The 19,431-nt window shown below is 69.0% G+C and carries 17 protein-coding genes; 9 read left to right on the forward strand and 8 right to left on the reverse strand.

From position 1 onward, the window contains the following. Positions 1–60: 60 nt before the first annotated feature. Positions 61–654: a DUF2771 family protein gene (locus L5G33_RS00090; protein ID WP_236996107.1), complete on the reverse strand. Its 594-nt coding sequence runs from the start codon at positions 652–654 to the stop codon at positions 61–63. An 84-nt stretch (positions 655–738) separates the two neighbouring features. After that, entirely contained in the window at positions 739–2,655 is a 1,917-nt protein-coding gene (locus L5G33_RS00095; RefSeq protein WP_236996108.1) for an MFS transporter, read from the reverse strand. An 89-nt stretch (positions 2,656–2,744) separates the two neighbouring features. Between L5G33_RS00095 and L5G33_RS00100 the strand changes: the two genes are divergently transcribed. From L5G33_RS00100 to L5G33_RS00115, 4 genes are all read left to right on the forward strand, one after another. Then, on the forward strand, positions 2,745–3,530 hold the full coding sequence (locus L5G33_RS00100; RefSeq protein ID WP_236996109.1) for a DUF3027 domain-containing protein: 786 nt from the start codon (positions 2,745–2,747) through the stop codon (positions 3,528–3,530). Continuing rightward, positions 3,511–6,330 carry a sacsin N-terminal ATP-binding-like domain-containing protein gene (locus L5G33_RS00105; RefSeq protein WP_236996110.1) on the forward strand — a complete coding sequence of 940 codons (2,820 nt, stop codon included), beginning with the start codon at positions 3,511–3,513 and terminating at the stop codon, positions 6,328–6,330. The genes L5G33_RS00100 and L5G33_RS00105 overlap by 20 nt, the downstream gene beginning before the upstream one ends. An 88-nt stretch (positions 6,331–6,418) precedes the next feature. Beyond that, positions 6,419–7,558, forward strand: coding sequence for an acyl-CoA dehydrogenase family protein (locus L5G33_RS00110; RefSeq protein ID WP_236996111.1), 1,140 nt, complete (start codon positions 6,419–6,421; stop codon positions 7,556–7,558). A 13-nt stretch (positions 7,559–7,571) separates the two neighbouring features. Continuing rightward, positions 7,572–8,168, forward strand: coding sequence for a phosphatase PAP2 family protein (locus L5G33_RS00115; RefSeq protein ID WP_236996112.1), 597 nt, complete (start codon positions 7,572–7,574; stop codon positions 8,166–8,168). Here the strand turns inward: L5G33_RS00115 and L5G33_RS00120 are convergent. Further along, positions 8,150–8,398, reverse strand: coding sequence for a DUF2530 domain-containing protein (locus L5G33_RS00120; RefSeq protein WP_236996113.1), 249 nt, complete (start codon positions 8,396–8,398; stop codon positions 8,150–8,152). The two genes, L5G33_RS00115 and L5G33_RS00120, sit on opposite strands and share 19 nt — an antisense overlap. A 76-nt stretch (positions 8,399–8,474) precedes the next feature. On the opposite strand from L5G33_RS00120, the gene L5G33_RS00125 reads away from it, so the two are divergent. After that, positions 8,475–9,932 (forward strand): NCS2 family permease, encoded by a 1,458-nt coding sequence (locus L5G33_RS00125; RefSeq protein ID WP_236996114.1) that lies wholly within the window; start codon positions 8,475–8,477, stop codon positions 9,930–9,932. A 16-nt stretch (positions 9,933–9,948) separates the two neighbouring features. Here the strand turns inward: L5G33_RS00125 and L5G33_RS00130 are convergent, their stop codons facing one another. After that, entirely contained in the window at positions 9,949–11,151 is a 1,203-nt protein-coding gene (locus L5G33_RS00130) for a GNAT family N-acetyltransferase (protein WP_236996624.1), read from the reverse strand. Between the two features lie 64 nt (positions 11,152–11,215). Here L5G33_RS00130 and L5G33_RS00135 point away from each other — a divergent pair, with 64 nt between their 5' ends. Next, positions 11,216–12,061, forward strand: coding sequence for a TrmH family RNA methyltransferase (locus L5G33_RS00135; protein ID WP_236996625.1), 846 nt, complete (start codon positions 11,216–11,218; stop codon positions 12,059–12,061). A 57-nt stretch (positions 12,062–12,118) separates the two neighbouring features. On the opposite strand, the gene L5G33_RS00140 is transcribed toward L5G33_RS00135, so the two are convergent. The 4 genes from L5G33_RS00140 to L5G33_RS00155 all read right to left on the reverse strand — a co-directional run bounded on the left by L5G33_RS00140 (position 12,119) and on the right by L5G33_RS00155 (position 16,806). Next, positions 12,119–12,997, reverse strand: coding sequence for a DUF6928 family protein (locus L5G33_RS00140; protein WP_236996115.1), 879 nt, complete (start codon positions 12,995–12,997; stop codon positions 12,119–12,121). Continuing rightward, positions 12,998–13,870 carry a septation protein SepH gene (gene sepH / locus L5G33_RS00145; protein WP_236996116.1) on the reverse strand — a complete coding sequence of 291 codons (873 nt, stop codon included), beginning with the start codon at positions 13,868–13,870 and terminating at the stop codon, positions 12,998–13,000. It abuts the gene before it with no gap. Between the two features lie 133 nt (positions 13,871–14,003). Continuing rightward, complete coding sequence (gene serC / locus L5G33_RS00150; protein ID WP_236996117.1) at positions 14,004–15,155, reverse strand: phosphoserine transaminase; 1,152 nt, start codon at positions 15,153–15,155, stop codon at positions 14,004–14,006. Positions 15,156–15,375: 220 nt separating this feature from the next. Further along, positions 15,376–16,806: a carotenoid oxygenase family protein gene (locus L5G33_RS00155; RefSeq protein WP_236996118.1), complete on the reverse strand. Its 1,431-nt coding sequence runs from the start codon at positions 16,804–16,806 to the stop codon at positions 15,376–15,378. Between the two features lie 73 nt (positions 16,807–16,879). Between L5G33_RS00155 and L5G33_RS00160 the strand changes: the two genes are divergently transcribed. Genes L5G33_RS00160 through L5G33_RS00170 form a run of 3 tightly spaced genes read left to right on the forward strand, consistent with a single transcriptional unit; the run spans position 16,880 to position 19,427 of the window. Next, positions 16,880–17,434 (forward strand): TetR/AcrR family transcriptional regulator, encoded by a 555-nt coding sequence (locus L5G33_RS00160; protein ID WP_236996119.1) that lies wholly within the window; start codon positions 16,880–16,882, stop codon positions 17,432–17,434. Between the two features lie 50 nt (positions 17,435–17,484). Then, positions 17,485–18,144, forward strand: coding sequence for a pyridoxamine 5'-phosphate oxidase (gene pdxH / locus L5G33_RS00165; protein WP_236996626.1), 660 nt, complete (start codon positions 17,485–17,487; stop codon positions 18,142–18,144). Beyond that, entirely contained in the window at positions 18,144–19,427 is a 1,284-nt protein-coding gene (locus L5G33_RS00170) for an MFS transporter (protein ID WP_236996627.1), read from the forward strand. Before pdxH ends, L5G33_RS00170 begins: the two co-directional genes overlap by 1 nt. Positions 19,428–19,431 lie beyond the last annotated feature (4 nt).

Here is a 19,431-nt window from a genome sequence, read left to right on the forward strand (position 1 = left end):
AGAACGACCCCGTCCTCGGACGGGGTCGTTCTGTGTTCGCCGGTCGGGCGGGACCGCCGGTCAGTTGCGGCGGTCCGCCAACTCGGTGCTGTTCGGGATCGTGAACCCATCGGGGACGGTGTCGATCGTGTATGTCCCGCGCATCAGGATGGAGCCGTCGAGTGAGTCCATCCCGTCGGGTGCGTCCTGCAGGACGGTTGACACCGACCACACCTGGATGCCCAACAGGACGGCGTCGGGGCGGCTGACGAACTTCTTCGTGAACGTGCTCTCGGAGGGTTCGACGTCGAAGACGCGGTACGTGCCGCGCGGCGTCGCGTACTGCGCGATCGCCATCCACGGCCCGTCGGCGACCTCGTGCGGCACCGAGACCAGAACAGTGCTGCCGATCGGGGCGGGCGCGCGCTGCACGTTCACCGGAAGCTGTTGTACGCGACGGGGATCGGCCGGTCGGCAGTCGGTCATGTCGATCTCGCACCAGTAGTCCGGCTCGGCTCGCACCAGATCGTCGCCCGCCTGCACCGACACCGTCGGCAGCGGGTCCGAGTTGTCGGTCACCACCAGGACGGTGGTGAGAGCGGCGATGGCGACGACCACGACGGCGACTGCCGCAGTGAGCTTCGCCAGCACCTTCTTGTCTCCGGGTTGCAGCACGAGTGAATCCTTCGTCGATCGGTGGGGCTGGCGGCTATGGGGGTGGCGGCTATGGGGGGCTGGCGGATTGGGAGCTGGGGACTGTCAGCGAGTGGTGCGACGGGTCGGCGCGGCGCTCGGCGGCGGCGGACCCTGCGCGGCGAACGGGACGGTCGGCGCGGCGTGGTCAGGTCGACGACCGCCGACCCCGGGCACCAGGGTGGAGCCCCGGCTGGTCAGCAGGGTCTGGACGAAGCCGATGCCGACGAGGGCGGCGATGACGGTGAAGCCGATCCAGATGTCCGTGGGCAGCACCACGCCGAGACTGGCTCCGAGGACCCAGCACAACTGCAGGACGGTCTCCGAGCGGCCGAACGCCGATGCCCGCGACTCGTCGGGCAGATCGTTCTGGATCGACGAGTCCATGCACACCTTCGCGATGGCGCTCGTCGCCGAGCCGGTGAAGCCCGCGACAACGACTAGGAGCAGCGAGCCGAAGATCGCGGCGAGCACACATGCGACGAAGGTGGCGGCGGTCGCCAAGATCACGATCCGGGTCGGATTCTTGAGTTCGATCCGGGTGCCGAGTCCGTTGCCGACGAAGTTTCCGACACCGGCGGCCGCGCCGACGGCGCCGAGCATCAACATCTGCTGCCAGCCGGACGTGTCGGGCTGGGCCTTCGCATAGAACGCGATGTACAGCGTCAGGAATCCGGTGAGGATGCGGATCGTGCCGTTGCCCCAGAGGCCGACGATCACGGTGCGGCCGAGCGGCTGCCGCATCTTGCTGGCCAGCTCGCGGGAGAAGCTGCCTCCCTTCGACGGCGCGGCCTCCTCGGCCGTCGGATCGCCGCGGTAGGTGAGCGTGGTCGGGACTTCGCCCTCGGTGACCTCGACCCACGAGGGAATCTTCATGCAGAAGTAGGCGCCCGCGGCGGCCACCAGACAGAGCCAGATCATCGCGCCGGGAACGTGGAACGGCAGTGTTTTCGCGAGGAGAATCTCCAAGAGGCCTGCGATCGCTCCGCCGACCATGGTGCCCGCCACCAGGCCGAACACGGTCAGACGGGAGTTGACGCGCACCAGGTCGATGGACGGTGGCAGCACACGCGGCGCGACCGCCGATTTGAGGACACCGAACGATTTCGACAGGACCATCAAACCGAGTGCGCATGGATAGAGCACCCACGGTTTGTATTCGACCTGCATCGTGTCCGAGTTCCACGACGAGTTGACGATGATCAGCAGTCCCAACACGACGCGGAGCCCGAAGGTCGTCGCCATCGCGATCCGCCGACCGTGCTGTAACCGGTCCAGGATCGGGCCGATGAGCGGTGCGATGAACGCGAACGGGGCGATCGTGATCGCCAGATAGAGTCCGACGCTGACCTTCGACTCGCTGGTCGCCGCCGCGAAGAACAACGTGTTGGCGAGGGCGATCGCCATCGCGGCGTCGGCCGCGGTGTTCGCGATCACCGGGAGGGTGAGCGCGGTCAACCCTGAACGGTCGGCACCGTCGGCCGTCGCGGCGCGGTGCACCATCTTGGCGCCCAACGAGGTGAAGTACTTGGACCGGCGCGCCATCACGCGGACGACGGTCACCTTCTCCGGTGGCACGTACTCGGCGTCGCCGGCGAGTCGCTTCCGGCGCTTGCCCGACTTCGCGTCGATCGCCTCGGTCTGCGCGTCGTACGCCTCGTCCTGCGGCGGCAGCGGCGGCAGATGCGGATTGTGTGTGCGCGGCGGCAGATACGCCCCGCTCGCCGGGCGCGCCTGGTCGTGTCGCTGGTCGCGCCGCGAGTCGTCGTACGCGGGATCGCCATTCGACCCGGGAGCGTCGAACCGGCGCGTCGGGGTGCGGCGCGGTCGGCGAGGGCTGTCGGCGGGGTAGTTGGTCTGCCCCGGATGCGGGGCAGGGCGACGGGGCCGTCGGGCCTGCGCGTCCCCGTTGCGCTGCGTCTCCTGAGGAGGGCGCGGGCGACCGCCTGGCCCGCGGTCGTCACGAGATCCACGGGTGTTCACACCCTCGATTGTTCCTCATCGGTGAGACAACGCGACGCAGGGACGTGCCTGACGTGCGTCGAGGGGGCCGACTATTGCACACTGGACAGGTGAGTGTTGCTATCTCTTCGCCCCGACTCGTCGACGCTGTCGACGTCGCCCGCGCTGCCCTGGTCGCCGAGGGCGAACAGCCCGGCGCCCATACCGGGGTGACCGCGGAAGGCGATTACGCCGCCGCGCACTACTTCGACGCGCAGCTCACCGGCTACCGAGGCTGGCAGTGGTGCGTCGTCGTCGCCGGTGCGCCGGAATCGTCAGAGGTCACCGTCAGCGAGGTGGCGCTCCTGCCTGCCGGCGACGCATTGCTGGCACCCGACTGGGTCCCGTGGGTGCAGCGCGTGGCGCCGGGCGACCTGGGGCCCGGTGATCTGCTCGCCGCCCCGGCCGACGATCCGCGACTGGTCCCCGGGCAGGTCGACACGCAGGACGTGAGCCTGCTCGACGCCGACGAGGTCGGCCAGGTGTCGGCGGAGATCGGGCTCGGACGCGAACGGCTCCTGTCGCTCGAAGGCCGGGCCGACGCCGCCCAGCGCTGGTACGACGGTGACTTCGGTCCGGCGTCGCCGATGGCGCGGAACGCGCGCCACGCGTGCGGCACCTGCGGCTTCTACCTACCGGTCGCCGGAGCGCTGCACTCCGGATTCGGGGTGTGCGCCAACGAGTTCTCCGCTGACGGGCACGTGGTCTCCGCCGAGTACGGCTGCGGCGCCCACTCGGACGTGAAGGCGCCGTCGGGGAGCGGAAGCCCCGCGTACGACGCGTTCGACGACGGCGCCATCGAAGTGGTCGCCCGACCTGCCGAGTCCGTCGGATCCGATGGCCCGGCCGACTCCTGACCCTTTCGGAACCGCCGACCTGCGCGCGGCGACCCTGCAGACGTGGCGGTCGTCGCACACGCGGATGGCCGAGGACGCCGCGGCCGAACGCGAACTGTCCGACATCGGGTACCGCGGACGTCTCCTGACCGAACTGGCCGCCAACGCCGCGGACGCCGCCGTCGAGAGCGACGGACACCTGTCGATCACCCGCGACGGCACCGTGCTGCGCTTCGCGAACACCGGGGTTCCGCTGACCCGCGACGGAGTGGAATCGCTGACTGCGCTACGCGTCTCGCCGAAACCGTCACTGGGCGCGCAGACCGTCGGCCACTTCGGCGTCGGCTTCCGGTCGACGGCTTTCGCCGACCGAGTGACGGTCGCGTCGACCAGCGGTTCCATCGAGTTCGACCGGCAGCGCAGCGCCGCCGAGATCGGCTCAGACGAGGTGCCTGCCCAACGCCTCGCCTGGCCGTCCGACGCGGTGCCGCCGGCGGGTTTCACCACCCAGGTGTCGGTCGATGCGGGCGCCGCCGCGGCGACCCTGTACGCCGGATTCGCCGAACAGGTGCCGGATTTGCTGCTCGAACTGCCCGCGCTGAGCCGGATCGATGTCGGCGGCGAGTCATTCCAGAGGCAGACGGACGGTGACCGGATCGACATCGTCCGGAACGGCGAGGCCCTCGCGCGATGGCTGGTCGCGCGCGCCGGATCGACCAGGTGGATGGTCCCGACGCGACTGGACGCGGACGGTCGCATCGTTCCGGTCGACGGCGACGTCCTGCGCAGTCCCACCGCGACCGCCGTCCGGCTCGCGCTGCCCGCACGCGTCATCACCCACCTTCCGTTGACGCCGGACCGTCGAGATGTGCACCCCGACGCGGACGTCTCGTCGGCCGCCGCAGGCTATACCGAGCTCGTCGCGCTGGCGCCGATCGATCAGCGGCACCACCTGATCCCGCGGCCGACCCTCCCCGCGGGACGGACCGCCGCACGGCTGCACGAGCAGGTCCTCGCCGATCTGCGGGTCGCGCGGTGGGCGGCGACGGCGGGCGGAGACGCGCTCGCCCCCGAACGTGCGTGGGTGCTGCCCGGACTGTCCGACGGTCTCGGCTCGGTTCTGGCCGATGTCCTCGACCCGCTCGCGCATCCCGACCTCTCCCACCCGGCGGGTGCGGCGGCCCTCGTCCGGTCAGGGGCCCGACAGATCGGTCTCGCCGACCTCGCCGACGAACTGTCCGCCGTGCAGCGGGAGCCGTCGTGGTGGCGGAGTCTGTACGCCGAGCTCGCGGTGCTCGTGCAGACCGGCGACGACGCGGCCGAGCTCGGCGCGCTGCCGATCCCGCGCGCAGACGGTCGGACGCATCGAGGCGCGCGCGGTTTGTTCGTCCTCGACGAACTCGTGCACGCGACCGGCCGGGTGCAGCCCCCGGACTGGCTGCCGCTCGTGCATCCCGACGCATACGACCCACTGCTCGACCGGCTCGGTCTGGAACACTGCGGGGTCGCCGACGCGCTCGCCGACCCGGCGCTGCGCGCGGCGATCGACACCGCGGACACCCACGAGGAGTTGTCGGCGGCGGTCCTGGACTTGATCGTCCTCGGTGACCTCGACGACGCCTCGGGTCTCGGTGCGCTCGAACTGCGCGCCGACGACGGCGAGGACTGGCCGGCCGACGAGCTCCTGCTGCCCGACGCTCCACTGCGCGCGGTGCTCGTCGCCGACTCGCCGTTCGGCACCCTCGACCAGTCAGTCGTCGACCGCTACGGGTCGAAGGCGTTGCGCGCGTTGGGTGTCGGCTGGGGGTTCGCCGTCGTCCACGACGATCTGGCGACCGGGCCCGACCACGATCTGCCCGACGAAGAACAGTGGTGGGACACCCACGACGTGCCTCCGGAGACCGTCGACGCGGTCCGCGACCTCGATCTGGTCGACCCGGGCCGGTGGCGTGACGCGCTGGCCCTGCTCGCCGACGAGGCGACCGCCGGGTTGCTCGCGACCGGCTACACACGATGGTGGCTGCGCCGCTACGCCGAGATCGACGCGACACCGCTGCGGAACCTGCGATCCGTCGACGACACTCGGTTCGCGGGTCTCTTCGACCCCGCCGACGATGTGCCGGCCGCCGCGTCGCCGCTGTTCGTCGGCGGGGTCGAACAGTACGGCGGGGCGCAAGCGTATTGCGGGCCGGACGACACCGACGACGCGCACTTCTGGCTCGATCGACTCGGCGACCCCGGCCGCGCCGTGACACCCGGGGTTGCGGCCCGCGCGCACGCCGCCCTCGTCGCCGCCGTCAGGTCGGGTCGCGTCGACGTCGCCGCACTGGACCCGATCGACCGGGCTCGGACGCTCGCGGGCACCGTGACCGACAGACCGATCGTCGTCGATCGCTCGTGGTGGGCGCTCGGTGTGCCCGCGGACCGGGCCGTCCTGTCCGGACCGACCGTCGACGCCGCGGACGCCGAGATCCTCGCGGATGTCCTCGACGCGGACCTCGCGTCTCACGTGTGTCGGGGCGGCCCCGTCAGTGACGGGGTGACCGTCGACGCCGACTCCGCCGAGATCGTCGCGTGGGCCGCGGCCACGGGCCGAGCACTGGCCGGGCGCGTCGTCGCGCACCGCCCGCTCACTGTCGCGGTGGTCGTCGACGACGGTGGGGACAGGGGTGGGCAGGACACGGGTGGGCAGGACACGGGTGGGCAGGACGAGGGTGGGCAGGACGACGGTGGGCCGGAAGAGGGCGGGGTCGAGCACCGCGTCGACGTGCCGCACTGGGTGGACGACGCGGGTACCGTGCACGTGAGCGTCGGGCCCTGACCGGACTCGGTACGGTTGACGCGACACGACTTGCCGCCCCGATGAGTGGCAACTCCGAGACGACTTGCCCCACAGAAGAGGTTGAGACATGCCGGTTGACCGTCTGCTGCCGTCCGACGAGGCCCATGACCTCATCGACCTGGTGCGCGATGTCGGCGATCGGCTGCTCGAGCCGATCGTCGACGGCCACGAGAAGGCCGAGACCTACCCCGAGGGCGTGTTCGGGGCGTTGGGCGAGGCGGGCCTGCTCGGCCTGCCGTATCCGGAGGAATACGACGGCGGCGGTCAGCCCTACGAGGTGTATCTGCAAGTCCTGGAAGAACTGTCGAGCCGGTGGGCGTCGGTCGCCGTGGCTGTCAGCGTTCACGGACTCGCGTGCTTCCCGCTGTTCACGTACGGCACCGACGAGCAGAAACAGCGGTGGCTGCCCGATCTGTTGAACGGTCGGCTGATCGGCGCGTACAGCCTGTCCGAGCCGCAGGCCGGATCGGACGCCGCCGCGGTGGCCTGCCGCGCGAAGGCCGTCGACGGCGGATACTCGGTGACCGGAACCAAGTCGTGGATCACCCACGGCGGCATCGCCGACGTCTACAACGCCTTCGTGCGGACCGGCGAGGGTGCCAAAGGGATCTCCTGCCTGCTGGTCCCGCGCGACACCGACGGACTCGAGTTCGGCCGGCCGGAGGAGAAGATGGGGTTGCACGCGGTGCCGACGACTGCCGCGTCGTACAGCGACGCCTTCGTCGGAGCCGACCGACTTCTCGGCGCTCAGGGGCAGGGCCTGCAGATCGCGTTCTCGGCACTCGACTCGGGCAGGCTCGGCATCGCGGCGTGCGCGACGGGACTCGCGCAGGCGGCGCTTGACGCCGCCGTCGACTACGCGAAGGAACGCGAGACGTTCGGCAAGGCGATCATCGACCACCAGGGGCTCTCGTTCCTGCTGGCCGACATGGCTGCGGCCGTCGACTCGGCGCGTGCCACCTATCTCGACGCCGCCCGGCGACGCGACGCGGGCCGCGACTACTCGCGCGCCGCGGCGACCGCGAAACTCGTCGCGACCGACGCCGCGATGAAGGTCACGACCGACGCCGTGCAGGTGCTCGGCGGCAACGGCTACACGCGAGACTTCCGGGTGGAGCGGTTCATGCGCGAAGCGAAGATCATGCAGATCTTCGAAGGCACCAACCAGATCCAACGCCTCGTCATCGGGCGCTCGCTCGCGAAGTAGGGGCTCGACGACGATGAAACCGTTCGGCGTCGACGACACGGTGACCGACTGGATCCTGTCGCACCGAGGCGAGCCATGGACCTCGTTCATGCAGTTCATCACCGTGTGGGGCGACACCCTCACCTTGACGCTCGTCGTGATCGGGGTCGCCGTCCTCGCCTGGATGGCCGGCCGCATCGACTTCGCGGCGATGATCGTCGCCGGATCGCTGTCCGGGTGGGCGTTGATGTCGTTGCTGAAGGTGATCTTCGCCCGCGACAGACCACCGGTGGACGACCGGCTCATCGAGATCGGCGGCTATTCGTTCCCGTCCGGTCACTCGATGCTCAGCCTCGTCGTCTACGGGCTGGCGGTGATCATCGTGCACCGGTTGTATCCGCGCGTCCGCGAACGCGCCGGGTGGCTGGTGGTCGGCCCGGTGCTGGTGGCGCTCATCGGATTCAGCCGGGTCTACCTGGGCGTGCACTGGCTGAGCGACGTGTTGTTCGGATGGCTGTTCGGGGCGATCTGGGTCACGTTGTGCGTGGCCGTGCACGTGCAGTCCTCGCGTCGCCGGCAAGCCGCGCGTGCCGCACGCCGCACCGGGAAGACTCAGTCGAGCCCTTCTTGAGCACCGCGTGATCCACGGCGTACCGCTGCCCTCTGGGCGAGCACCAGGATGGTCCCCGCCACGCCGACCAGCAGGCCGACCCAGCACACCGTCAACGCTCGCTCGCCGCCCAGATCGGCTGCCCACACGACGATCGTCGCGACGAGCCAGGCGAGCATTCCGACGACGATCACCGGTTCCGGAGCGCGGAGTCGGGCGGGGAGCTCCGGGATCGGTGTCTCATCGGTCATGGGTTCAGGGTAGCTTTTCTCCCGTGGTGCGCTGACCGCGCATCGGATCGAGCGTGCATGTGCGAAGGGTGAACCGATGACCGATCCCGCTGGGAAGACGACCGGCGTGTTGGACCGCTACTTCAAGATCTCCGAACGAGGGTCGACGCTCTCACGCGAGGTCCGCGGCGGCCTCGTCACCTTCTTCGCGATGGCGTACATCGTCGTGTTGAACCCGATCATCATCGGCGGCAACGCGGCCACCGACACCAACGTCGACGCCTTCGGTCACGCGCTGGACCCCAACCAGGTGACCGCGGTGACGGCGCTCGTCGCAGGCATCATGTCGGTGCTGTTCGGCGTCGTCGCGAACTTTCCGTTCGCGTTCGCCGCAGGCTTGGGCATCAACAGTCTCCTCGCGGTGACGATCGCCCCGCAGATGAGCTGGCCGGCCGCGATGGGACTGGTGGTGCTCGACGGCATCGTCATCGTGATCCTCGGTCTCACCGGGGTGCGGACCGCGGTGTTCAACGCGGTCCCCAACGAGTTGAAGGCGGCGATCGCCGCTGGCATCGGTGCGTTCATCGCGCTCGTCGGCCTCGCCAACGCGGGCTTCGTCACGCACGGCGCCGAGAGCGGACCGCCCGTCCAACTCGGCATCGACGGCTCGATCGCGACCGTCCCGACTCTGCTGTTCTGCATCGGTGTCCTCGTGATGGGCGTGCTCGTCGTGCGGAAGGTGCCCGGCGGTCTGCTCCTGGGCATCGTGATCATGACGATCGTGTCGATCATCGTCGAAGCCGTCCTCGACCTGGATTCCGGCGACAAAGGCGGATGGGCGATGAATGTGCCCGGTATGCCCGACGGCGTCGGCGGTCTGCCCGACCTGTCGCTGGTCGGCGAGGTCGACCTGTTCGGTGCGTTCACCGGAGCGTTCGAGCATGTCAGCATCCTGATCGCGTGCGTGTTCCTGTTCACTCTCGTACTGTCGAATTTCTTCGACGCGATGGGCACGATGACCGGTCTCGGAAAGGAAGCCGGTCTCACCGACAAGGACGGCAACCTGCCGGGCATCGGTAAGGCGCTGGCCGTCGAAGGTGTCGGAGCCGTCGTCGGCGGTGCCGCGTCGTCGTCGTCGAACACGGTGTTCGTCGAATCGTCGTCGGGTATCGCCGAAGGCGCCCGCACCGGCCTCGCAAATGTGGTGAGCGGCGTGTTGTTCCTGGCGGCGATGTTCTTCACCCCGCTGTACACGATCGTTCCGATGGAAGCCGTCGCGCCGGCGCTCATCGTCGTCGGCGCGCTGATGATGGGGCAGGTCCGCGAGATCGACTTCGGCCGCTTCGACTATGCGCTGCCCGCGTTCCTGACGATCGTCGTCATGCCGTTCACCTACTCGATCGCCAACGGTATCGGCGTCGGTTTCATCGCCTGGGTGGTGCTGCAGACCGCGCGCGGCGACATCAAGAAGGTCCACCCGCTGCTCTGGGTCGTCGCCGTCCTGTTCATCGTCTACTTCGCTCGTGGCCCCATCGAGACGCTGATCAACTCGTAGCGCGGGCAGACAACACCTAGAAGAAGGTGCCTGCGAACGGGGCGTGCTCGACGTCGAACATGCGGGCCAGGAGGGTGAGGGAGTCGGCGGAGTCGATGTCGATTCGTCCGGCTTCGGCGAACCCGCGTGCGGCGGAGCCTCCGAGATAGAGGCTCGACAGCACGGAGATGTCCATGCTCGCGTTGGGCTTGTCGTCGGTGCGCGATATGTCGGCGGAACCGTCGACGACGCTTAGCCGGTAGCGGCCCGCACGGTCGGAGTAGGCGTCGGCGACCTCGATGACGAGTGTTCCGTCCTCGGAGTACGTACGCAGCGACAACGCGTCGACGACGTCGAGGATCGACACCCACAGCGTGTCCGGCCGCGCCTGGAGCTCAACCGCGCGCGCATCGGTCAGCAGGTGCGGGAGCGAATCGTCCACCGGGATCGACGCATTGACCGACGAGATCAGGTCGAGGCTCGTCAGCACACGCCACAGGTCGTCGTGCGCCTGCGACGTCACGGCGACGAGGTCGTCGACGAGTGCGGTCCGGTCGCGGGCGTCGATCCGGTACGCGGCGTATCCGTCCGGGTGCAGCAGGTAGTGCAGTCCGGATGTCTGCGAGTTCCGGCGGAAACTTCGATCCGCCAGTAACGACGGCCACCAGGCGTCGGGCCGTCCGATCGCCCCGCCGCGCGCCGCCGCCCACCGCGCGTGGACGGCGGGCACATGTGTCTCGACCTCTTCGGGTGTGCCATAGCGCACGCGCGAGTCGTCGGGGGCAGGCGTTCGGAACGTCGCTGCCGACGGCGTGACGCTGACCCGGTGCGCGAACGCGGCGGGACCGAATCCGAACCGTTCGTAGATCGTGCCCTCGGTCGCGGTCAGGAGCGCCAGCGGATGTCCGTTGGCGCGCCAGTCGGCGAACTGGCCGTCGATCATCCGGCGCAGCAGCCCACGCCTGCGATGTGTCGCCGACACGGAGACCCACGACAGACCCGCGGTCGACGCGACAGCGCCGCCGGGGAGGGTCAACGGCAGGTCGTAGTACAGCGAGAACGCGACGATCGTCGACGACCCCTCGACCGTCCCGGTGTCGCGGATCAGGTAGGTCGCCTCATCGGGGACCTTGGCGCGGAACTCGGTGATCTCGTCGCGGGGGAGCGGGCTCGGCAGAGCGAACGCGCGGGCGTCCAAGTCGATGATCTCGGGCCAATCGGCGTCGCTCGCGTGCGTCATCGTCAGGTTGTCCACGGTGTCCACTCTGCCATTTTGGGTCTGGTGGCTCAGGTGTGCCACCGTATTGCAGGTGAGCCAGCGTCTAACCGTCGAGGTCATCGACATCACCGATCCCGCCGACGAGCGGGTCGACGACTTCCGTGATCTCAACTCCGTGGACCGTCGACCCGACCTTCCGGCGCTGCCGGGCGGCAGCGTCGGCAAGGCCCTGGTGATCGCCGAAGGCGTCCTCGTCGTCCAACGGATGATCGCATCGCGGTTCTCGCCGCACGCGCTGTTCGGGGTGGACCGTCGCCTCGCCGAACTGTCCGGCGACGTGGTCGAGGGCGCGGGCGGAATTCCGTTCTATCGTGCGTCCAAGGAGGTGATGGCCGAGGTGATCGGCTTCCACCTCAACCGCGGCGTGCTCTCCGCTGCGCGTCGCCCGCAGGCGCTGACTGTGGCCGCGGCGATTTCCTCGGCGCGGACTGTCGCGGTCCTGGAAGGCGTCAACGACCACGAGAACATCGGCAGCGTCTTCCGCAATGCCGCAGGCCTCGGCGTCGACGCGGTGATCTTCGGGCCCGGCTGCGCGGACCCGCTGTACCGGCGCTGCGTCCGTGTCTCGATGGGGCACGCGCTGCTCGTGCCGTTCGCCAAGTCGGATGACTGGGCCGGCGATCTGGAGCGGCTGCGCGGCGACGGCTTCCGCACGATCGCCCTGACACCGGGGGAGGGCAGTGTGCCGTTGCGGCAAGCCGTGCAGGGCGAGAAGCTGGCGTTCCTCGTCGGCGCCGAGGGGCCCGGCCTGAAGGAGCACACGATGCGCTCCTGCGACGTTCGCGCGCACATCCCGATGAGCCGGGGCACCGATTCCCTCAACGTCGCGACGGCCGCTGCGGTCGCGTTCTATGAAGCACTGAGCCGCTGATCACTGAGCCGCTGATCAAAGGGCCGCCGATTATAGGGCCGCTGATTACCGGGCTGGTTACAGGCGCCCGCGGAAACCGAAGTACCGCGAGATCGGGCCGGGCGCCTTCGGCTCCGGATCTGATCCGGGCGGTGTCGAGACGGCGAGCGGCATCGTCACCTCCGCGTCGGTGAGCTCAGCCGAGGCGCCCGCGGGGACGCCTGCGAGTTCCGCCGGGACATCTGCAGGTTCGTCGGCGGCCGACGGTGCAGGCACTGGCGTCGGCAGCGGCTTCACCTGGGACGCGGGGGTCGCCTCCGCACCCTCGGACAGGATGCGGTACGAGAACACCTGGATGCGGGTCAGCTCGGTGTCGCCGTCGGCCGTCGGCGGGGTGAACCGGAAGCCGAGCCACTGACGGTTCGCCTCCTCGGCCAGCTCTGCGGGATGGAACGGCAGATCGAGTGGATCGGCTTCGGCGCCGGGCAGGTACTGCAGCGGACGCTCACCCGCCCAGAACGGACTCTCGAACGGGAACGGGACGCCGTGGTCGGAGTGGATCGTGTCGGGCGACGCCGCGAACGCACGCTGCAGCCGTCCGTCCTCCCAGCGTGCGAACACCCCGGTGTTGGACGTCGGGTCCAACGACAGCAGCAGAACCGTCCAACCCGGTTCCAGCCCGGTCACGAACGTGGTGATCTCGTCGGGCGTCACCGTCGCCAACGATCGGCCCGCCAACACCGCGACGTCACCGAAGTGCGCGGCGTACACCTCATCGTCGTCGGCATCGGCCAGCGTCGACAGGTTCGTGACTGCGGTCGCGGACGGGACGTCGTCGACGTAGGCGCGACGCATCAGGTCGTCGGTGCGGTCCGGGTCGGCGACCGACCCCCGTCGAAGCTGTTCGGCGGGGTCCGGGCAGGCGACGAACCACAATGTGGTGGTGTGGGCGAACAATTACTCTCCGGGGTGACTACGGACGCCCAGTAGGACGTCCTCCCAGGCTGGGACGCTCGGCGTCGCACGTTTTCCGCTGCGATGCCGAGGGCCCTGCCCGTGCTGTTGTTGGTCCCGACCGCTGCGCTCGGCGGACGGGTCGTCCTCGAACTCCAATTCCAGTGGAGACGACGACTGCTGTTCGATGATCTGGTCCGCGTTCACCGTGACCTGCTCGTGGCCGTCGGGCAGGACCTCGTGCTGCGGCGGCTCGGGAGCCGTCGGCACCACAGACATGACCGAGCGACGGGATGCGCGGGCCAGTTCGGGTTCGGTCAGTTCCACAGCGAGATCATCCAGCGGCTCGGTGCTACCGCCGTGCGATCCGGGAGTGAACCGCCAGTGCGCGAACTCTTCGCGGCCGTTGCTGGTCCACCCGATCTGGACCACCCACCGGCCGTCGTCGGGGCGCCACGCGTCCCACGATGCCTCGGCCGAGGTGTTGCCGCGCAGCGCCAGGCATTCGGAGACGAGTTCGCCGAGCGTGTTCAGGCTTGGTCCGTCGATCCCGGCCGGGTGCGATGCGCGCGCCAACTCGGCCGCTCGCACGCGTTCCAGGAGTACGGGATGGGCGAACCGATAGATCTTCTCCGGGCGTTCGCCGGTCACGTCGGCGAGTTCGTCGACTGTCGCTCCGGCGCGGACACGGGCTTGAATCTCACGCGGGCTCAACATGATGTCCGGCGCGGTCGGGACTTCGGGGGTCGGGACCGCCGGTGTGACGGCCTCGCGCAACACGTCGTCGACCGCCAGCGCGAAGTGGTCGCCGGAGTCGGTGTCGACACAGATGACCGTCCCGTCCGGATCGACGCGCAGCGCCTTCAACTTTCGCACTCGATCGATCCTCCTCTGCGTCCTGACGTACGCGGATACCTGTTCCAGCGTAAGTCACCGCCCGGTCAGACGAGTGACGGACACGCGGAGTTCTCCGCGTGTCCATCGTCTACCGGCGCTGTCGCAGGCTAGATCAGAGTTTGCCGACCACGTAGTCGATGCACTCGGTCAGCTTCTGGACGTCCGCCGGATCGATGGCCGGGAACATGCCGATGCGCAGTTGGTTGCGGCCGAGCTTGCGGTACGGCTCGGTGTCGACGACACCGTTGGCGCGCAGCGTCTTCGCAACGGCTGCCGCGTCGACCGAGTCGGCGAAGTCGATGGTGCCGACCACCTGGCTACGGTGCGCTTCGTCGGCGAACGGCGACGCGTAGTCGCTGGTCTGCGCCCACGAGTAGAGGATGCTGCTCGACTCGGCGGTGCGGCCGGTGCAGAAGTCGAGGCCGCCGTTGGAGTTCATCCACTCGATCTGGTTCGCGAGCAGCAGCAGCGAGCCGACCGCAGGCGTGTTGTACGTCTGGTTCTTGGCGCTGTTGTCGACGGCGGTCGGCAACGACAGGAACTCCGGGCACCAGCGGTCCGACGCCTTGATCTCGTCGACGCGCGCGAGCGCCGCCGGGCTCATGATGGCAATCCACAGACCGCCGTCGGACGCGAACGACTTCTGCGGAGCGAAGTAGTAGACGTCGGTCTGCGAGATGTCGACGGGCAGCCCGCCCGCACCCGACGTGGCGTCGATGGCGACCAAGGCGTCGCCCGCGGCCTCGGGGCGGAGCACCGGGACGGCCACACCGGTCGACGTCTCGTTCTGCGCCCAGCCGATGAGGTCGACGGCGGGTCCGTCGCCGCCCGCGACGTCGGCCGCGGTGATCGCGGCCGGATCGGGCGCGGTGCCGGGGTCGGTCGAGATGACCTTCGGGTCGGCCAAGAAGGGGGTCTTCTTGGTGACGGTCGCGAACTTGGACGAGAACTCGCCGTACGTCAGGTTGAGGACGCGCTCACGGACGAGTCCGAACGCCGCGGCATCCCAGAACGCGGTGGTGCCACCGTTGGAGAGCACCACCTCGTAGCCGTCGGGCAGCGAGAACAGGTCGGTCAGGCCGCTGCGGATCGCGCCGACGACGTTCTTGACGGGCGCCTGGCGGTGACTGGTGCCGAACACCGATGCGCCGGTGTCGACCAGCGACTGCAACTGCTCGGGACGGACCTTCGACGGTCCGCAGCCGAAGCGGCCGTCGGCGGGAAGGAGGTCGGCGGGGATGGTGATCGCGGCGTTCTCGGTCATGGTGAGCATCGTAGAACGTCGGGTCGCCCCGAACCGATTCGGTTCGATGAGCATCCGGAGGCTGCGGTATGAACAGAACAGATCGGTCCGATGCCCCGGCCGCCGGGCAATACTCTCCCGTATATGGACACTCGACCCGAGTATCGGGTCATCTCGACCACTGACGGGAGACTTCTGCCCGGTCATCGAACCGGTTCACGTCGCTCGACACGGCGGCGGTCTATCGCCAGTCGGGCCGGAACGCGCCGTGGAACGTCATCGGGATGTGGTGGTCGAGTCCGATCGTGGCCACCGGCCCCTCGTTCGGACGGCCGGCGCGCAAGACGAGCAGCGCCGACGACGCCGCGGCAGGCCGGTGCTCGACGGTCAGCAGCCATCCCGCGCCCTCGGCCGACTCGGCCGGATCGGCGACGAACAACGGTTCGCAGACGGTGTCGTCGCCGCTGGATCGGTAGCGATCCTCGCGGCCGGTGGAATGGTCGATCGAGGTGATCGAATCCGGGTTCCCGCCGGTCTGGGACGCCTGCGCGAGATAGGTGAAGCGGTGCTCGGCCGCGGTCCGGCGCTGGTCGATCTGCGGGAACTCTCCGCCGAGATCGCTGAGCGGCTCGCGTACGACGGCGCGCGCGGCCCGGTTGATCGTGAGCCTGGTGAGCGTCCCACCGAACGCGGGGCCGGGATGGTTGCGGAAGTCGTGCAGGTGCCCGTTCCACGCCGACCAGCCGCCGTCCCCGTCGTGGACGACGAGTTCGACGACCGTCTTGCTCGCGGTGTCGTACGCGTTGGTGACGTGGAAGTGGAACAGCGGGTCGTACTCGATCGTGGTGGCGGCGCCGCCGTCGCGCGGCACGAGGACGATCGACGTGCCGAGGTCGGGCTCGTAGGAGAGCGCGTCGTCGAACGGGCGGAGGCCCAGGGCCACCGGGATCGGCCGTTTCACGACGAGCGGCCCGAGCACGAAGACCAGGTGCCGCTCGGTGAGCGCGAAGTCGTGGACGAAGCCGAGTTTGGGTATCGGCACCGTGGCCACACCGTCGAGCGTCCCGCCCGCGGTGAGGCGATAGCAGCGGATCATCGGCCGCGGGAAGAAGTCGAGGCCGAAGTTGAACACCTCGCCGGTGCGCGGATCGGTCTTCGGATGGGCGGAGAACGCGCCGAGGCGTTTGAGGGCGCCGTCGAACGACTCGACGCCGAGGGTGGCGAGGGTCTCGAGGTCCAGGCGGTGCGGACGACCGCCCTCCCACAGGGCGTACAGCGAGTCGTCGTGCACGAGCACGTTGGTGTTCGCCAGGTTCTCCGGGAACCGCAGTGCGTTGGCCAGCGCGCCGCCGACGCGCTGAGTGCCGAATCCCTTCGGTGGGCGCGACGTGCTGTTCGCCCGCGCGAACGCCTTGGTACGCACGTATCGGTTCCGGAAATGCACCCCGCCCGCGCCGATGTCGAACTTCGAGACCATGCCGTCACCGTCGAAGATGTGCCCGACCGGATGGCTTCCGACCTCGAATCGACCGGGGCCGATCCGATAGAGCGCCCCGTGCAGCCGTTCCGGGATCGCACCGTCGACGAGATCGGCGTGGTAGTCGAACTCGTGGGGCTGCGAGTCCCAGGGGGACGTGCCGGTGTCAGGACCCGAAGATGATGAGACAGTCATGGGGTAAAGTGTCTCACTTATGACTCATGCATATCAATAGTTGTCTCACTGGCATCGCGATACAGTTCGAGGCATGTCCGCGAGCGATGAGGTGTTGGCAGCGACGCGGCGCGTGGTGCAGCGGGTGGGGCTCGACGCACTCACGTTGGCCGCGGTCGCTCGGGAGGCCGGCATCGGCCGGGCCACCGTCTACCGCAGATACTCCTCGCGGGAGGAACTAATCGGAGCTCTCGTGGCCGACGAACTCGACCGGCTCGAACAGATGCTCCTCGGACGCCTCCGGTTCGCCGATCAACCACGCGAGACGGTGCACATGCTGGTCCGCGAAGTGCTCGACTACAACGCGCGCAACGAGCCGCTGGTCGCCGCGCTGCGGATCGACGCGAGCAGGCTGCTGCCGTGGCTGATCCGCTCGGGCTCACAGCCCACGCTCGTCGACATCGTGACCGACCGGACGCTGAGCCACATCGCGCCGTCGCCGCTCGCCGCGCATCTGCACCCCGACCCGTCGACGGCCGTCGAGTTCATGGTGAGCGCGATCTACGCGGAGCTCCTGTCGCCCGCGCGGCACATGTCGCACGCACAGATCGCCGACTACATCACCTCGGCCGTCTGTCCGACGGTCTAGCGTCAGGAATACCATCAGTTCTCGTGAACGGGCAGGTCGAATTGCAGAACATGCGAGTCGGGTACGGAGCGGCCGACGCGACGGGCCGCGACGGTGTCGCCGAGAACCTCGACGTGGCGTGGTTGACCGGCGATCCGCCGTGGCGCGCCCTGTTCGACGCCTGGCTCGCTGACGCGATCACCGCGGGCGTCACCGAACCGAACGCGATGATCGTGGGCACGGTCGACGCGGACGGTCGACCGGCCACCCGGACAGTCCTCTGTAAAGGCGTGAGCGACGACGGAATCGTCTTCTTCACCGGATACGGCTCCGACAAAGGGCGTGCGCTCGCGACGAATCCGTATGCGTCGGCGACGTTTCCATGGATCGCGATGGAGCGGCAGGTGCACGTCCGGGGACGCGTGGTCAAGGTGAGCGCCGCGGAGACAGCCGCGTACTGGAGTTCGCGTCCGCGCGGATCGCAGGTATCGGCGTCGGCGTCCGACCAGTCTCGTCCCATCGTGTCGCGCGCGGCGTTGGAGGCCAAGGCCGCCGGAGTCGCCGCCGACCTCGGCGCCGACCGGCCCGTCCCGATCCCGGCGGACTGGGGCGGCTACCGGATCGAGCCGGAGGTCGTCGAATTCTGGCAGGGACGCGCCGACCGCCTCCACAACCGGGTGCGTGCGGTGCGTGACGGCGATTCGTGGCGCGTCGACCGGCTGCAACCGTAGTGGCTCGACTCCTCGCCGACACCACGCCGCTGAAGAACAAGAACTTCAGTCGCCTGTGGTGGGCGAACATCGTCACCGTCATCGGCGCGCAGTTGACGGTGGTCGCGGTGCCCGCGCAGATCTACGCGATGACCGGGAGTTCGGCGTACGTCGGGTTGACCGGAGTGTTCGGTCTCGTGCCGCTCGTGGTCTTCGGTCTGTGGGGCGGGGCGCTCGCCGACACGTTCGACCGCCGCCGCATCCTGCTCGTCACCACCTTCGGGCTGATCGCGACGGGCGTGCTGTTCTGGGCGCAGGCGGCGGCGGGCTGGAACAATGTGTGGATCCTGTTGGGCGTGTTCTCGCTGCAGCAGGCGTTCTTCGCCGTCAACCAGCCGACGCGTACCGCCGTCCTCCCGCGGATCCTGGAGCAGGAGGATCTCCCGGCGGCGAACTCGTTGAACATGACCGTGATGCAGGCTGGTGCGATCGCCGGCCCGCTGGTCGGCGGCGCGTTGATCCCGGTGCTCGGCTTCTCGCTGCTCTACCTCGTGGACTCGATCTGTCTGCTCGCCACACTGTGGGCGGTGATCGCGTTGCCGTCGCTGCCGCCGGAACTGCCCGAGGGGGTCAGGCCGACGACGCCGGGCCTCAAGTCGGTGATCGACGGCCTCGTCTATTTGAAGACGCAGCCAGTGCTGTTGATGTCGTTCGTCGTCGATCTCATCGCGATGATCTTCGGCATGCCGCGCGCGCTGTTCCCGCAGATGGCGCACGAGGACTTCGGTGGACCGACCGACGGCGGTGTCGCGTTCGCGTTGCTGTTCATCGCGATTCCGCTCGGCGCCGTCGTCGGTGGGGTGCTGTCGGGTTGGGTGTCGCGAGTGCAGCGGCAGGGACGCGCGGTGATCATCTGCATTGTCGTGTGGGGTCTGGCGATCACGGTGTCTGGTGTGTTGCTGCTGTTCGCGAATGGTTCGCCGCTCCCGGTCCTGCCGCTGGTCGTGGTTGCGTTGATGGTCGGCGGCGCCGCCGACATGGCGTCGGCCGCCTTCCGGCAGACGATGCTGCAGTCTGCCGCCAACGACGATGTCCGCGGCCGCTTGCAGGGGGTCTTCACCGTCATCGTCGCCGGTGGTCCGCGCATCGCCGACGTCGCGCACGGTGGGTCCGCCGCAGTCGCGGGCACGGCCGCGACCGTCGCCGGGGGCGGCGTCCTTACCGTGATCGGAACCGTTCTCGCCGCCCTCGCGGTGCCTGCGTTCTGGCGGTACCGGGTGATCGTGCGCGAACGGAAGGCGTGATCGG

Source organism: Gordonia liuliyuniae (assembly GCF_021738805.1).
Taxonomy (GTDB): Bacteria; Actinomycetota; Actinomycetes; order Mycobacteriales; family Mycobacteriaceae; genus Gordonia; species Gordonia liuliyuniae.

Bases quoted from the DNA above. Each gene is read 5' to 3' on its own strand.
- L5G33_RS00105 (WP_236996110.1), top strand. From the start codon at position 3,511: ATGGCCCGGCCGACTCCTGACCCTTTCGGAACCGCCGACCTGCGCGCG.
- L5G33_RS00110 (WP_236996111.1), top strand. From the start codon at position 6,419: ATGCCGGTTGACCGTCTGCTGCCGTCCGACGAGGCCCATGACCTCATC.
- L5G33_RS00115 (WP_236996112.1), top strand. From the start codon at position 7,572: ATGAAACCGTTCGGCGTCGACGACACGGTGACCGACTGGATCCTGTCG.
- L5G33_RS00120 (WP_236996113.1), bottom strand. From the start codon at position 8,398: ATGACCGATGAGACACCGATCCCGGAGCTCCCCGCCCGACTCCGCGCT.
- L5G33_RS00125 (WP_236996114.1), top strand. From the start codon at position 8,475: ATGACCGATCCCGCTGGGAAGACGACCGGCGTGTTGGACCGCTACTTC.
- L5G33_RS00130 (WP_236996624.1), bottom strand. From the start codon at position 11,151: ATGACGCACGCGAGCGACGCCGATTGGCCCGAGATCATCGACTTGGAC.
- serC (WP_236996117.1), bottom strand. From the start codon at position 15,155: ATGACCGAGAACGCCGCGATCACCATCCCCGCCGACCTCCTTCCCGCC.
- L5G33_RS00155 (WP_236996118.1), bottom strand. From the start codon at position 16,806: ATGACTGTCTCATCATCTTCGGGTCCTGACACCGGCACGTCCCCCTGG.
- L5G33_RS00160 (WP_236996119.1), top strand. From the start codon at position 16,880: ATGTCCGCGAGCGATGAGGTGTTGGCAGCGACGCGGCGCGTGGTGCAG.
- pdxH (WP_236996626.1), top strand. From the start codon at position 17,485: ATGCGAGTCGGGTACGGAGCGGCCGACGCGACGGGCCGCGACGGTGTC.